At 72.9% G+C, this 13,597-nt stretch carries 10 protein-coding genes and 2 tRNA genes; 8 read left to right on the top strand and 4 right to left on the bottom strand.

Features of this window, described 5'->3' with window-relative positions; all coding sequences use genetic code 11:
- The first annotated feature begins 150 nt into the window (after nucleotides 1-150).
- Nucleotides 151-223: transfer RNA gene (locus tag AB0G17_RS24105), tRNA-Ala, on the top strand.
- 249 nt (nucleotides 224-472) lie between these two features.
- Here the strand turns inward: AB0G17_RS24105 and AB0G17_RS24100 are convergent.
- The gene (locus AB0G17_RS24100; protein WP_361386417.1) at nucleotides 473-1,342 is read right to left on the bottom strand and encodes a helix-turn-helix transcriptional regulator; all 870 of its coding nucleotides are present in this window, start codon (nucleotides 1,340-1,342) and stop codon (nucleotides 473-475) included.
- 94 nt (nucleotides 1,343-1,436) lie between these two features.
- On the opposite strand from AB0G17_RS24100, the gene AB0G17_RS24095 reads away from it, so the two are divergent.
- The 3 genes from AB0G17_RS24095 (at nucleotide 1,437) to AB0G17_RS24085 (ending at nucleotide 3,354) form a co-directional block, all read left to right on the top strand.
- Nucleotides 1,437-2,885 carry an MFS transporter gene (locus AB0G17_RS24095; RefSeq protein ID WP_361386414.1) on the top strand — a complete coding sequence of 483 codons (1,449 nt, stop codon included), beginning with the start codon at nucleotides 1,437-1,439 and terminating at the stop codon, nucleotides 2,883-2,885.
- A 72-nt stretch (nucleotides 2,886-2,957) separates the two neighbouring features.
- Nucleotides 2,958-3,119 (top strand): hypothetical protein, encoded by a 162-nt coding sequence (locus tag AB0G17_RS24090; protein ID WP_361386411.1) that lies wholly within the window; start codon nucleotides 2,958-2,960, stop codon nucleotides 3,117-3,119.
- Between the two features lies 1 nt (nucleotide 3,120).
- Entirely contained in the window at nucleotides 3,121-3,354 is a 234-nt protein-coding gene (locus AB0G17_RS24085; protein ID WP_067158879.1) for a hypothetical protein, read from the top strand.
- Here AB0G17_RS24085 and AB0G17_RS24080 read toward each other — a convergent pair.
- A complete protein-coding gene (locus AB0G17_RS24080) occupies nucleotides 3,323-4,546 on the bottom strand; it encodes a glycosyltransferase 87 family protein (protein WP_361386408.1) in 1,224 nt (407 codons plus the stop codon). The two genes, AB0G17_RS24085 and AB0G17_RS24080, sit on opposite strands and share 32 nt — an antisense overlap.
- Nucleotides 4,547-4,663: 117 nt before the next feature.
- Between AB0G17_RS24080 and AB0G17_RS24075 the strand changes: the two genes are divergently transcribed.
- Nucleotides 4,664-4,736, top strand: a tRNA-Ala gene (locus AB0G17_RS24075).
- A 61-nt stretch (nucleotides 4,737-4,797) separates the two neighbouring features.
- Here the strand turns inward: AB0G17_RS24075 and AB0G17_RS24070 are convergent.
- Together AB0G17_RS24070 and AB0G17_RS24065 are read right to left on the bottom strand one after the other, a co-directional pair.
- A complete protein-coding gene (locus AB0G17_RS24070) occupies nucleotides 4,798-6,366 on the bottom strand; it encodes a ferredoxin (protein WP_361386405.1) in 1,569 nt (522 codons plus the stop codon).
- Nucleotides 6,363-7,775 carry a hypothetical protein gene (locus AB0G17_RS24065; RefSeq protein ID WP_361386402.1) on the bottom strand — a complete coding sequence of 471 codons (1,413 nt, stop codon included), beginning with the start codon at nucleotides 7,773-7,775 and terminating at the stop codon, nucleotides 6,363-6,365. Before AB0G17_RS24065 ends, AB0G17_RS24070 begins: the two co-directional genes overlap by 4 nt.
- Before the next feature lie 416 nt (nucleotides 7,776-8,191).
- Here AB0G17_RS24065 and leuS point away from each other — a divergent pair, with 416 nt between their 5' ends.
- The 3 genes from leuS to AB0G17_RS24050 all read left to right on the top strand — a co-directional run bounded on the left by leuS (nucleotide 8,192) and on the right by AB0G17_RS24050 (nucleotide 13,067).
- Nucleotides 8,192-11,071 (top strand): leucine--tRNA ligase, encoded by a 2,880-nt coding sequence (gene leuS / locus AB0G17_RS24060; RefSeq protein WP_361386399.1) that lies wholly within the window; start codon nucleotides 8,192-8,194, stop codon nucleotides 11,069-11,071.
- Between the two features lie 180 nt (nucleotides 11,072-11,251).
- On the top strand, nucleotides 11,252-11,956 hold the full coding sequence (locus tag AB0G17_RS24055; RefSeq protein WP_361386396.1) for a hypothetical protein: 705 nt from the start codon (nucleotides 11,252-11,254) through the stop codon (nucleotides 11,954-11,956).
- Between the two features lie 265 nt (nucleotides 11,957-12,221).
- A complete protein-coding gene (locus AB0G17_RS24050) occupies nucleotides 12,222-13,067 on the top strand; it encodes a DegV family protein (protein ID WP_361386393.1) in 846 nt (281 codons plus the stop codon).
- Nucleotides 13,068-13,597: the final 530 nt, after the last annotated feature.

Raw genomic sequence — 13,597 nt, 5'->3', positions numbered from 1 at the left:
GGCCGCCATCGGGGCGGCCCCGGTACGGCCGCCGAGGCGCGCCGGGTGCCCGCCCGGGCGGTGCGACCACCGGATTTCACTTTCCGGCAGGTCACAGGCTAAAGTTCTTCTTGTTCGCGGCGCGGGAGCGCGGGAAACAAAGCGAACAGCGGGGCTATAGCTCAGTTGGTAGAGCGCCTGCATGGCATGCAGGAGGTCAGGAGTTCAATTCTCCTTAGCTCCACAGGTACGGGATCCCGTCCGGTCGGTTCGACCGGGCGGGATTTCGCGTTTCCCGGGCGCGGGAAGTCGGGCGTGGGTACGGGGGCGGGCGTGGGGCGCACGCTCCACCCCCACGCTCGCTGCCCGCAGGCCCCGCTGCCCGCAGGCCCCGCTGCCCGCAGGCCCCGCTGCCCGCAGGCCCCGCGGCCCGGCCGGGCCCGCTGCCCGCGGGTGTGAGGCGGCCGCCCAGCCCCGTGCCCGCGCGGCCGCCTCACGCCCAGATCTTCTCCCGCATCTCCCGCAGCGTCGCCGTACGCGCGCCGCTCTCCTCGTCGTTCGGCGTGTACGTGACGATCCGGCACTCCGGCATCCCGTTGATGGACAACGACACCGAGGTCATCCGTATCTCGCCGACCGCCGGATGCCGGAAGGTCTTCACCCGCGGGCCCGGCGGCACCACGTCGCCGTTCTTCCACAGCTCCGCGAAGTAGGGGCTCGCATCGGAGAGCCTCTCGATGAACGACTCCCAGGCGGGCTCCCCGGCATGGCGGCCGTACTCCGAGCGCAGGGTCGCCACCATCACCGGCAGCTCCTTCTCCCGGAACAGGACCGGACAGGCGGGCTCCGGCACGGTGAACAGGGTCCACAGCACATTGCGCACGCCCGTCGCCCTTATCTCCGGGATGTCGAACAGGTCCCGGTAGGCGGGGTTGGTCGCCAGGATGTCGTAGCGCCCGTTGTAGACCACCGCCGGATGCGGGTCCAGGGCGTCGATGATGCCCTGGATCTCCGGGCCCACCTCCGCCACCAGAGCCTCCCGGTCCAGCTCGCAGGGCACGTCCGCCAGGTGGTAGAGGTGCGCGCGCTCGGGTTCGTCCAGGCGCAGGGTGCGCGCCACCGCGTCCAGAACCTGCGGAGAGGCGTTGATCGGGCGGCCCTGCTCCAGCCAGGTGTACCAGGTCACGCCGACCCCGGAGAGCTGGGCGACCTCCTCCCGGCGCAGCCCGGGCGTGCGCCGCCGCAGGCCCGGCGGCATGCCGACGTCGGCCGGCGTGACCCGCGCCCGTCTGCCGCGCAGGAATGCTGCGAGTTCCGGTCTCCGGCGTCCGTTCGGTGCTGCCACAGTCGTCACGTCCCCCATCGTCGATCCCGTCGCCCGCCGCTGCCAGGTGCTGTCAGTACCAGCATCAGCGGGCTCTCGTTACCCGTATCCGAGCGCGGTCAGGCTGGCCGCCATGACCACCGCACTTCCCACGGGCCCAAGTCCCTTACTCAGTAAAGACCGTGCCACTGACAACCGGCCCCCGCTGCTGCTCGCGATCGTCCTCGCGGCGCAGTTCATGGCGCTCCTCGACGTCTTCATCGTCAACGTCGCCGCCCCCACCATCCGCACCGAACTGAACGCGTCCGGCGCCGCGTTGCAACTGGTCGTCGCCGGTTACACCATCGCGTACGCCGTGCTGCTGATCACCGGGGCGCGCCTCGGCGACCTGCTCGGGCAGCGCCGGCTCTACCTGGTGGGCCTCGCCGTCTTCACGGCCGCCTCCCTTGCCTGCGGCCTGGCCGCGACGGCCGGCCAGCTGATCGCCTTCCGGCTGGTGCAGGGCGCCGGATCGGCGCTGATGATCCCGCAGGTGCTCAGCCTCATCCAGCGCAACTTCACCGGAGAGGCACGCGTGCGTGCCCTCGGGGTCTACTCCGCCGTGCTCGCCACCGGCGCCGCCGCCGGGCAGGTCCTGGGCGGCATCCTGGTCAGCGCCGATCTCTTCGGCACCAGCTGGCGGCCGGTGTTCCTGGTCAACGTGCCCATCGGGGTCGTCCTGCTGGCGCTCGGCGTGCGCCATCTGCCCAAGGAGCCGCACGAGCACCGCGGCGCGGCCCGCTGGGCGCGCGACCTCGACCTGCCCGGCCTGGTGCTCCTCGGCGCCTCCGTCTCGCTGCTCACGGTGCCCCTGGTGCTCGGCCAGGAGGAGGACTGGCCGCTGTGGGCCTGGCTGTCGCTGGCGTCGAGCGCGGTGCTCTTCGCCGCGTTCTGGACGTACGAGTCCCGGCTGGCCCGGCGCGGCGGCGCGCCGCTGATCGCGCCCCGGGTGCTGCGCCTGCCCGGCATGGGCCTCGCGGTCGTCCGGATCGCCGTGGTGATGGCCATCAACGCGGGCTTCCTGTTCACCCTCACCCTCCACATCCAGGGCGGCCTCGGCTACAGCGCGCTGCGCGCGGGACTGACGTTCGCGCCGACCGCCGTGGTCTTCGGCACGGTCGGGCTGACCTGGCGGCGCTGGCCCGCGCGGTGGCAACGGGCGCTGGTGCCGGGCGGGTTCGCACTGACCGCGGTGTCCACCCTGGCGACCGGCGCGCTGCAGCGCGGCGGCGGTACGGGCGGACTCGTCATCTACGTGACGTACGCGGGTGTCGGCGCCGGTCTGGCGCTGGCCTTCAGCCCCACCTTCGCGGGCGCGCTCGCGCGCGTACGGCCCGAGGACGCGGCCGACGCCAGCGGACTGCTCGCCACCGTGAACCAGCTGGGCCAGCTGATCGGTGTCGCCGCCTTCGGCACGCTCTTCCTGAACCGGCTCACGGCGGGGGCGCACACCTCCGGCGGCGCGCTGTGGGCGTGCTCTCTCGCGCTGGCAGGAGCCGCACTGGTGGGGGCGCTGACGGGTCTCCTATCACGAGGCCGCTGACCCTCTTGCGCGACCATGGCAGAATCGTGACGGCCGGAGGGGGACGACGGACCGAACGGGAGGGAGACCGCGATGCCTGCGAGCCGCGAAGACGTCCCGTACCTGTCCGGTGCGCCGCGGACAGCGACCCGGATCAGCTGCCCTTCCCGCGACTCCTTGTGCGTCGCGCAGGTGCTCGGCGACAGCTGCGGCGTCTCCTACGTGTGCACGGCCTGCGGCCACAGCTGGAGCTGAGATGGGTGCACACAGGCGGAAGTGCGACTGGTGCGGCAGCGGTACGCCGATCGTCCGGGACATGGAACCGGTCAACGCCGACTACCAGTACTGGTGCGAGGAGTGCGCGCGGGCGCTGATCATAAAAGGCGACCCCATCGAGACCTACCGGGAGCTGGAGGGGGAGCCGATCTACGGCCGCCTCCTGGAGGCGCACTGCACCCTCAAGAGGTTCTACTCGTTCGCCACGGCCTGAGCGGCGCCCCGCTCCGCGGCCCGAGCGTCACCGCCGCCACGAAGGCGGCTCCGGCCAGCGGATAGAGCGCCGAGAGCACCATCTGCAGTCCGCTCTGGGCGAGTTCCGGGCGGCCCGCCCCGTGTGGCACCCACCACAGGGCGTACGAGCCGAAGACCAGGGCGGCGGCGGCCGCGCCGACCCGGTGGGCGCCGATCAGGACGAGCCCCGGCACGCACCACACCCAGTGGTGCGACCAGGAGACCGGGCTCACCAGGAGCGCCGTGGCCGCGCAGCACAGCACCGCCCGGGCCCGCTCCCCGCGCAGCTCGGCCCGGACCGCCGCGCACAGCCCCAGCCCCGCCGTGAGGGCCGCGGCGGCCGTCCACCACATCCCCGGGTCGCCGGTGTGCAGCAGCCGGGCCAGCACTCCGCGCAGGGACTGGTTGGCGGTGTCCTCGGCGTGGCCGACCCGGCTCGTCTCGAAGAGCGTCGACGTCCAGAAGCGGCGCGAGTCGGCGGGCAGCACGGCGGCGGCCGCCAGCGTCGCCCCGGCGAACACCGCCAGCGCCGTCGCCGCCTGCCGCAGCCACGGGTTCCAGCCCGCTCCACGCGCGCGTACGAGACCGGTGAGCAGCAGGAAGAGCGCGAACAGGGCGGGGGTGAGCTTCACCGCGGCCGCCAGGCCGATGCCCGCGCCCGCCCCCCGGTGGCCGGCCCGCCGGGTCAGGTCCCACAGGACGGCGACCGCGAGCAGCAGATTGATCTGGCCGTAGCGCAGGGTCGTCCACACCGGCTCGCACCACACCGCGAGTGCCGCCACCCACAGCGCCGCCCCCGGCCGCTCCCGCCCCGCGAGCCGCAGCGAAAGGTGGGCGAGCGCGACAAGGAGGGCGAGGTTCGCGGCCGTGGCGAGCGTACGCATCTCGGGCACGCCGAGCAGCGTCAGCGGTGTGAACAGCAGCGCGGCGAACGGCGGGTAGGTGGTGGGCAGCCGCGCGCGCGTGGCGCGCATCGCGTACAGGTCCGCGCCGGCCCGTACGGTCCCTCCCTCCGCCCGGTAGACCATCAGGTCGATCATCGAGACCCCGGCGGCCCGCTGGGCGACCCAGAAGGCGCAGAAGGAGAGCAGGCAGGCCGCGGCGGCGAGCGCCACGGGGCGGCGGACGGGGGTGAGACGGGCGGCGGTGTGCGCGAGCACGTTCACGGTCACGAAAGGGGACGTTACCGGCCCTGTCCGTACAGAACGGCAATCGATTTGGTGGAGTGCCGGGGGGACCGTGTAATGTTCTCGATGTCGCCGGGGGAAACCGGGCGGCGAACAAAGCAAGGGGCTATAGCTCAGTTGGTAGAGCGCCTGCATGGCATGCAGGAGGTCAGGAGTTCAATTCTCCTTAGCTCCACAGTGAAGAAGGCGGCCACCCGATCCGGGTGGCCGCCTTCTTGTCGTCACCGCTCAGCGGGTCAACTGCGGCCGCTGCCCAGGGCCTTGCGGGCCGGGGCGGTCAGCGCGGGCAGTTCCGCGGGTGCCCCCTCGATCCGCAGCGCCAGCGCGGGGCACCGGCGCACCGCCCGCTGCGCGCGCCCCCGCAGATGCATCGGGACGGTCGCGTCGGCCACCGCCGGGTAGCCGTCGGCGCCCAGCCGGATCAGCTCCGGGATGAGATCCGCGCACAGCCCGTGCCCCTCGCACAGCGTCCAGTCGACCAGCACCTTCTCGCCGCTGGGGATGCCCTCCTCCTGGTAGCCGTCGCCCGGCAGCGGCAGCAGGCCCAGCGTGGGGCGGCCGCAGCCGCCGCCCAGGACGTGCGCCGCCAGGTCGTCGGTGAACGCGTTGACGGTGGACGCCAGGAAGCGGGCCGAGCCGTCCGGGTGCTTGCAGGCACCGCGGCCCTTGACCGCCCCCGTCACCTCGCGCAGCGCCTCCAGGGCGGCCGGGCCGCCGCCGTTCAGCACGTCCGCGAGGCCGCCCGCGGCGGCCGGCAGACCGAGCCGGCACGGGCCGCACTGGCCCGACGTCTCGGCCGCCAGCCAGTTGGCGATCCGCAGCGCCTCGCCCAGCGGACAGGTCTCCGGCCCGATCGGCAGGATCGCGCCCGCGCCGAGCGCGCCGCCGAGCGCGGCGAGCGAGTCCCGAGAGATGACCGCGTCGTGCGCGGCGGCCGCGTCCAGCCAGCTGCCGTGGTAGCCGCCGGTCAGCACGCCCTGCGGCACCGGCGGAGCCCCGGCCAGCTGGAGCACGTACCGCAGCGGCACGCCCGTCGGCACCTCCACCACCATCGGGCGGGCCACCGCCCCGGAGAGCGTCAGCAGGACCGTGCCGGGCTCGGTGGGCAGCCCGGAGTGGCTGTAGCGGCGCGGGCCGACCCGGGCGGCGACGGCGAGCTGCGCGTACGTCTCCGCGTTGGACAGCAGCGTCGGCGCGCCCCCGATGCCGGTGTCCGAGGCGCGTACCTTGCGGCCCGGTGGCATCGCCGGGCCGCCGCCCGCCGCCCTGATCACGGACGAGGCCTCGCCGGAGACCATGCGCTCCGGAGTGCGCACCACGCGCGCGCGGAGCGCGGTTCCGCGCCGGTCGGCCAGGCCCCGCTCGGCGAGGGCCGCGCGGATCGAGGCCTCCGTGGAATCCCGGGTCACGGCGACGACCAGGGTGCGGGCGCCGAGGGCCTCAGCGGCCAGCAGAGCGCCGTCCAGGACCAGATGGGGGGCGCGGTTCACCAGGACCGTGTCCTTGCGGCAGGCGGGCTCTCCTTCGCTCGCGTTGACCACCACGACCGGCCGCACTCCCCGGCGTATCGCCGATTTGGCGACCGCCCGCAGCTTGCGGGCGAACGGGAACCCGGCGCCGCCGCGCCCGTTGAGCGAGATGTCCTCGGCGAGCTGGGCCAGCTGCTCACCCGGCACCGGCTCCAGCGGGCCGTGCACCTTCAGGTGCATGTCGAGGCCGAGCCGCTCGACGAGGTCGAACCCCGCGGTCAGTTGCGGGAGTCCGACGACCCGCACTTCGGGGACGTCGGGCAGTGGCGCGTTCACGGGCGGTCTCCTGCGGGGGTGTGCCAGGGCTCACCGGCGACGGGCTGGTGGAACGGGCTGGGCTGGGGGGAGGGTTCGGGCTGCGGCGCGGCGGGCCCGGAGGGCGGTGCCGGCGCCTCGAAGGCGGCGCCGTTGTCCCCGTAGGGGACGGTGGGCAGCGGAGCGGTCTCGTCGAAACCGCCGAAGGCCGACCCGCTGAAGTTCGCGCCGCCGAGGTCCGGGCCGCCGAGGTCCGGGCCGTTGACGCTTGTGCCGCCGAAGTCTCCGCCGCCGAAGTCGGTACGGGCGGAGTCGGCACCGCTGTAGGCCGTGCTGCTGTAGTCCGTACCGCTGTAGTCCGAGCCGCTGAGGCCGGTGTCGCCGAACCCGGTGTTGCCGAGGCCGCTGTCGCCCAGATCCGTGAAGCCGTTCTCCTGGAGCGGCATGTTCTCGGGCGGACGCGGGGTGGGCGTCGGCCAGCTCGGGGCGTACTGGGGCGGGGCGGGGGCCAGGGAGACCGCGCGGTAGGCGGCCGAGATGCCGGGCGCCGGCGCCGGGCCGGGCACGGCACGCGACTGCTCGCCCCCGTAGAGCTCCTGCGGCTCGTACGGGTCGGCCGTGAGCGGGTCGGCCGGCTCGCGCTCGGCGGTGAAGCGGTCGGTCGCGAACGCGTCCGTCGGGTACGGGTGCGGCGCGGGCGCCTCGTAGCGGGGCGAGGCGGGGTCGGCCGGGTGCGGCTGGGGAGTCGAGGCGTCCGGGGCGATGGCCTGGGCGGTCTCCACGCGCGCGAGGAGCGGCGCGAGCCGCCGCGTGATGCGGCGCTTCACCGGGCGCGGCAGCGAGCGGACGACCAGGGCGCCGGCCACACCGGCCAGCGAGAGGCTGTAGAGCGTGACGACCCAGCCGGCCGCCTGACGGCCCGCGTACAGGCCGTGGACCAGCGCGAAGCACCAGGCCGGGTAGGCCAGCATGTGCACCGAGCGCCAGTGGCCCGCGACGCGGTCGGGGTTGGCGAAGGCGCTGCGCAGGGCGCCGGTGGCGGCCGTGACGACCATGAGGACGGCGGCGAGCGAGCCGAGGCCGATCAGGCCGTCCGAGCCGGTGACGCCGAGCCCGAAGGGCACCAGGGCGCCGAGCAGGCCCACATGACCGACGGCGATCTTGACGGTGATGTGCACCAGCAGGAAGCCGATCGAGGACACGGCGGTCGCGCGGTGCACGGCCTGGGCGACGAGCCGGTGGCGCGTCGTCATCAGCAGCCGGTCGGTGGCGAGCAGACCCCAGGCGACCGAGGCGGTCAGGCACACCAGCGAGAGGACGCCGGTGGTGAAGTCCAGCGCGGCACGGAAACCGCCGCCGGTCGTGGCGGCCAGCACCGGTATGAGCACCGCCGAGGCGACCAGGAGCGCGCCGGACGATCCTCCTTTCACCCGTCCCTTCAGGGACGGGATTTTCAGTGTCGGGGTGGAGCGGGGACTGGGAGGGTTCATGGGGCAACTCCGAAACGTTCAGCAAAGTGGTCCCGTGGCCGCATGCTAGGTCGCCTCATACCAAGCAGTACGGCGTTTGAGTGGTTGCCCCAGAAGAGGTCGGTACGCGGAGTAACCTCTGTCGGTCGCGCTCGTTGGGGCGCCCCGTGGACGCTCAGTGCGGGCCCTGTGGGGCCTGCGGTACCCTGACGCCATGCGTGCCGTACGCCTTCTGCTTAGCGAGCCGCGCTGATCAGTCCCGACCGAAGAAGAGAGCTGGTCGGAATCGGCGCGGCGTCCCCTCCTGTGCGAGGGGCTTTTTCGTTTGGTGAATGTCGCAGCCGCTGGCAGAGACGATCGATGGAGCTTTAAGGATCATGAGCGAGACGAATTCCGCTGCCGCAGAGCCGGTGGCGCCGCACCGCTACACGGCCGCCATGGCCGCCGACATCGAGGCACGCTGGCAGGACTTCTGGGACGCCGACGGCACCTACGCGGCGCCGAACCCCAGCGGTGACCTGGCCGGGGACCCGGCGGTCGTCGCGCGGCCCAAGAAGTTCATCATGGACATGTTCCCGTACCCCTCGGGCGCGGGACTGCACGTCGGCCACCCGCTGGGCTACATCGCCACGGACGTCTTCGCCCGCCACCAGCGCATGACCGGCCACAACGTGCTGCACACGCTGGGCTTCGACGCCTTCGGCCTGCCGGCCGAGCAGCACGCGGTCGCCACCGGCACGCACCCCCGGGTGTCGACCGAGGCCGCCATGGACAACATGAAGCGCCAGCTGCGCCGGCTGGGCCTGGGCCACGACAAGCGCCGGTCGATCGCCACGATCGACCCGGAGTACTACAAGTGGACCCAGTGGATCTTCCTGCAGATCTTCAACTCCTGGTACGACGCCGACGCCCAGAAGGCCCGTCCCATCTCCGAGCTGGTCGCCCAGTTCGAGAACGGTGAGCGACAGGCTCCCGGTACGCGCGCGTGGAGCGAGCTGAGCGCCGTCGAGCGCGCCGAGGTCCTGGGCGGCTACCGCCTGGCGTACGCCTCGGACGCGCCGGTCAACTGGTGCCCGGGCCTGGGCACCGTGCTGGCCAACGAGGAGGTCACCGCCGACGGTCGCTCCGAGCGCGGCAACTTCCCCGTCTTCAAGGCCAAGCTGCGCCAGTGGAACATGCGCATCACCGCCTACGCGGACCGCCTGCTGGACGACCTGGACGCGCTGGACTGGCCCGAGGCCATCAAGCTGCAGCAGCGCAACTGGATCGGCCGCTCCGAGGGCGCGCGCGTGGACTTCGCGGTGGGCTCCGAAGGCGACGCGATCACGGTCTTCACCACCCGCCAGGACACCCTGTTCGGCGCCACCTACATGGTGCTGGCGCCCGAGCACGAGCTGGTCGACGCGATCGTCCCGGCCGCCTGGCCCGAGGGCACCCACGAGGTGTGGACGGGCGGGCACGCCACGCCCGCCGAGGCCGTCGAGAAGTACCGCGCCTTCGCCGCGTCCAAGTCCGACGTGGAGCGCCAGGCCGACGCCAAGGAGAAGACCGGCGTCTTCACCGGCGCGTACGCGGTCAACCCGGTCAGCGGCGACAAGGTCCCCGTCTTCATCGCGGACTACGTCCTGATGGGCTACGGCACCGGCGCGATCATGGCCGTCCCGGCGCACGACACCCGCGACTTCGCCTTCGCGCGCGCCTTCGAGCTGCCGATGCGCTGTGTCGTCGAGCCGTCCGACGACCGCGGCACCGACACCACGACCTGGGACGACGCCTTCGCCTCGTACGAGGCGAAGCTGGTCAACTCCGCCAACGAGGAGATCTCCCTGGACGGCCTGGGCGTCACCGACGCCAAGGCGAAGATCACCGACTGGCTGGCCGAGCGCGGCATCGGCGAGGGCACCGTCAACTTCCGTCTGCGCGACTGGCTGTTCAGCCGCCAGCGCTACTGGGGCGAGCCCTTCCCGATCGTCTACGACGAGGACGGCGTCGCCCACGCGCTGCCCGAGTCGATGCTGCCGCTGGAGCTGCCCGAGGTCGAGGACTACTCGCCGCGCACGTTCGACCCGGACGACGCGGACACCTCGCCGGAGACGCCGCTGTCGCGCAACGAGGACTGGGTCAACGTCACCCTGGACCTGGGCGACGGCCGCGGTCCGCGCCCGTACCGCCGCGAGACCAACACCATGCCCAACTGGGCCGGTTCCTGCTGGTACGAGCTGCGCTACCTGGACCCGCACAACAGCGAGAAGCTGGTCGACCCGGCGATCGAGCAGTACTGGATGGGCCCGCGCGAGGGCCAGCCGCACGGCGGCGTCGACCTGTACGTCGGCGGCGCCGAGCACGCCGTGCTGCACCTGCTGTACGCGCGCTTCTGGTCCAAGGTCCTGTTCGACCTGGGGCACGTCTCGTCGGCCGAGCCGTTCCACAAGCTGTACAACCAGGGCATGATCCAGGCGTACGTCTACCGGGACGCCCGCGGCTTCCCGGTGCCGGCCGCCGAGGTCGAGGAGCGCGACGGGAAGTTCTTCTTCGAGGGCGAGCCGGTCAAGCGCGAGCTGGGCAAGATGGGCAAGTCCCTGAAGAACGCGGTCACTCCGGACGAGATCTGCGCCGAGTACGGCGCGGACACCCTGCGCCTGTACGAGATGGCGATGGGCCCGCTGGACGTGTCGCGGCCGTGGGACACGCGCGCGGTGGTCGGGCAGTACCGCCTGCTGCAGCGGCTGTGGCGCAACATCGTCGACGAGACGACCGGCGAGGTCACCGTCACCGACGCCGAGCCGGACGAGGCGACCCTGCGGGCCCTGCACAAGGCGATCGACGGCGCCGGCGGCGACCTGGCGGAGATGCGCTTCAACACCGCCATCGCCAAGATCACCGAGCTGAACAACCACCTGACCAAGGCGGGCGGCGCGCTGCCGCGCTCGGTCGCGGAGCCGCTGGTACTGCTGGTGGCGCCGCTGGCCCCGCACATCGCCGAGGAGCTGTGGCGCAAGCTGGGCCACCAGGACTCGGTCGTCCACCAGGACTTCCCGGTCGCCGACCCCGCGTACGTCGTGGACGAGACCGTGACCTGCGTCGTGCAGATCAAGGGCAAGGTCAAGGCGCGCCTGGAGATCCCGCCGGCCATCTCCGACGAGGAGCTGGAGAAGCTGGCCCTGGCCGACGAGGCGGTCGTCGCGGCGCTGGGCGGCGCCGGGATCCGCAAGGTCATCGTGCGGGCGCCGAAGTTGGTGAACATCGTTCCCGCGTGACCCGCGTGACCCGCGTGACCCGCGTGACCCGCAGGGGCGCCGGTGACCGAGTGACCGGCTGAGCGGCCGGGCGGCAGTGGGGGGTTTCCCCTACGGGCAGGTTGGGGGTTCCGAGGGAACCACCAGCCTGCCCGCTCCGTTTACGGTGGAGGGAAGCCGAACGACACCGAGGGGACGTTCATGGAAGCCGCGATCGCGATCCTGGCACTGTCGTTGGTCGCCTTCGTCGTGCTGGGCGTATACCTGGCGGTGAAGGCGGTCGGCGCCGCCAAGCGCGGAGTGGAACGCACGGTCACGCAGGCCCGCAAGGCCGTCGAGGACACGACACTCCGCGCCAAGAGCATGGGCCAGGTCGGTGTGGCCGGAGAGCTCGCACAGCTGAGGCTCTCGCTGCGCACCTCGATGCGGGCCACCCAGGACTCGCTGCACGCACGCGTGGAGCAGGACGAGTCCCTGAAGGAGTCGCTGAGCCTCTTCGAGCGGCTCAGCGGCCATGGCCACGAGCTGGACGACGAACTCAAGCGCCTGGAGCGCGAGCCCGACAAGGGGCGCGTGGGCGAGCGGATGGCGGACCTGCGCGAGCGTACGGAGCGGATCACGCACGCGGCGGACTCGCTGCGCTGGGCGGCCCGCGACCGGGCCCGGCAGTTCGCCGACGACGACCTGGCGGCGCTGAGCGCGGAGATCGAGGTCGAGTCGGGGGCGCTGCGGGACTGGGCGACCAAGGGGCCGACCACGGGGGTGCCGGGCGGGATAGCCGATCCGGCCCCCGCCGCACCGGCCGGGACGGCGGCCGACACCCCGACCGCGCAGGCGCTCGCCGCGGCCAGGCCCGCGCCCGCCTATCCCTGGCAGAAGACGGCCAAGCCGGAGACGACGAACTGAAGCGGCTGAAGCGCCTGAAGCGGCTGAAGTGTGGAAACGGGTCCTGAGGGGCAGGGCAGGGGCAGGGGCAGGGGCAGGGTGGGAACGGGGCCTGAGGGTCGGTGACGGCCGCCGCCGCCCGAGCGCGGGCGCACGTCCGAACCGGTCAAGGCAGGTCCGAACCGATCATTGGACCGGGGGCGGAGCGGGGTCGGAGCGGGGCCGGACCGGGGCCGGACCGGGGCCGGGCTGCCGTGTGGCGGCCCCGGCGGGTAACCTCCCGCTCATGTCCCGCCATGTCGCGATCGTCACCGATTCAACGGCCTACCTGCCGCCGCAGACGATGGAGCGGCACGGCATCACCGCGGTGCCGCTGACCGTCGTCCTCGGCAATCAGGCGCTGGAGGAGGGCACCGAGATCTCGGCCCGCTCGCTCGCCCTGGCCCTGCAGAAACGCCGCTCCGTGACCACCTCGCGGCCCAGCCCCGACGTGTTCGCCGCCGCCTACCGGGCCGCGGCCGAAGCCGGTGCCACCGGGATCGTCTCACTGCACCTGTCGGCCGAGTTCTCGGGTACCTACGACGCCGCCGTGCTGGCGGCGAAGGGCGCGCCGGTGCCGGTCCGGGTGGTGGACACCGGGATGGTCGCGATGGCCCTGGGCTTCTGCGCGCTGGCGGCCGCGGAGGTGGCCGAGGCGGCCGGGTCGCTCGACGAGGCGGTGGCGGCGGCCGAGAAGCGCGCGGCGGGCACCTCCGCCTTCTTCTACGTGGACACGCTCGACTATCTGCGCCGGGGCGGCCGGATCGGGGCGGCGCAGGCGCTGCTGGGCTCGGCGCTCGCGGTCAAGCCGCTGCTCCAGCTGGACGGTGGCCGCATCGAGATGCTGGAGAAGGTGCGCACGGCCTCAAGGGCCATCGCCCGGCTGGAGGAGATCGTCGTCGACCGGGCCGGGACGAGCAGCGTGGACATCGCCGTGCACCACCTCGCCGCGCCCGAACGCGCGGCGACGCTCGCGGAACGGCTGCGGGAGCGCGTGCCGGGCTTGGCGGACCTCCATGTCAGCGAGGTCGGCGCCGTGATCGGGGCGCACACGGGGCCCGGGTTGCTGGGAGCGGTGGTTTCGCCGCGCTGAGGCTGGTGGTGGGAGGTGCGGCGGGACGTGTGGCGGGCTGGTGGCTGGCTGGGCGCCGGCTGTGTGTCGTGGTCTGCCGACCCGGGCCGTGCGTCGGGGACCGGGAGCCGCTGGCTGGCGCCGGGGCCGTACGTCGAGGACCAGGATCCGCTGGCTGGCGCCGGGGCCGTGCGTCGAGAGCAGCGATCTGCTTACGGGTGCTGAGGACGTCCGCCGCGACGGCGTGAGCTACCCGTACGGGTGACGGAGATATCCACAACCGCTGGGTTATCCACGGGAATTGGGCCTGCTCAGCGGGGTCGACCGAAGCTGCCTACCGTCGTGGCATGGCTATCCGATCACCACGCATCGCAACGAGCGGGCCGGGCCGCGCTCCGGGTTCGGACGGCCGTGCCCGCCATGGTCACGGTCGTCGCCCACGCGGCGCCCAGGTCCGTGCCTCCGCCGGAACGGCCGCGCGACGGCGGGCGGAGGCGCTGCTCCCGGCGCCTTCGTCGACAGATCCGTCCTCGTCGACAAATCCGCCCTCG

The sequence above is a fragment of the Streptomyces sp. NPDC023838 genome (assembly GCF_040639555.1).
GTDB lineage: Bacteria > Actinomycetota > Actinomycetes > Streptomycetales > Streptomycetaceae > Streptomyces.
The sequence above is the reverse complement of the archived record's forward strand: the minus strand, read 5'-3'. Positions and strand labels throughout refer to the sequence as shown.

Coding starts and splice junctions, on each gene's coding strand:
- AB0G17_RS24100 (WP_361386417.1), bottom strand. CDS start 1,342: ATGGGGGACGTGACGACTGTGGCAGCACCGAACGGACGCCGGAGACCG.
- AB0G17_RS24095 (WP_361386414.1), top strand. CDS start 1,437: ATGACCACCGCACTTCCCACGGGCCCAAGTCCCTTACTCAGTAAAGAC.
- AB0G17_RS24090 (WP_361386411.1), top strand. CDS start 2,958: ATGCCTGCGAGCCGCGAAGACGTCCCGTACCTGTCCGGTGCGCCGCGG.
- AB0G17_RS24085 (WP_067158879.1), top strand. CDS start 3,121: ATGGGTGCACACAGGCGGAAGTGCGACTGGTGCGGCAGCGGTACGCCG.
- leuS (WP_361386399.1), top strand. CDS start 8,192: ATGAGCGAGACGAATTCCGCTGCCGCAGAGCCGGTGGCGCCGCACCGC.
- AB0G17_RS24055 (WP_361386396.1), top strand. CDS start 11,252: ATGGAAGCCGCGATCGCGATCCTGGCACTGTCGTTGGTCGCCTTCGTC.
- AB0G17_RS24050 (WP_361386393.1), top strand. CDS start 12,222: ATGTCCCGCCATGTCGCGATCGTCACCGATTCAACGGCCTACCTGCCG.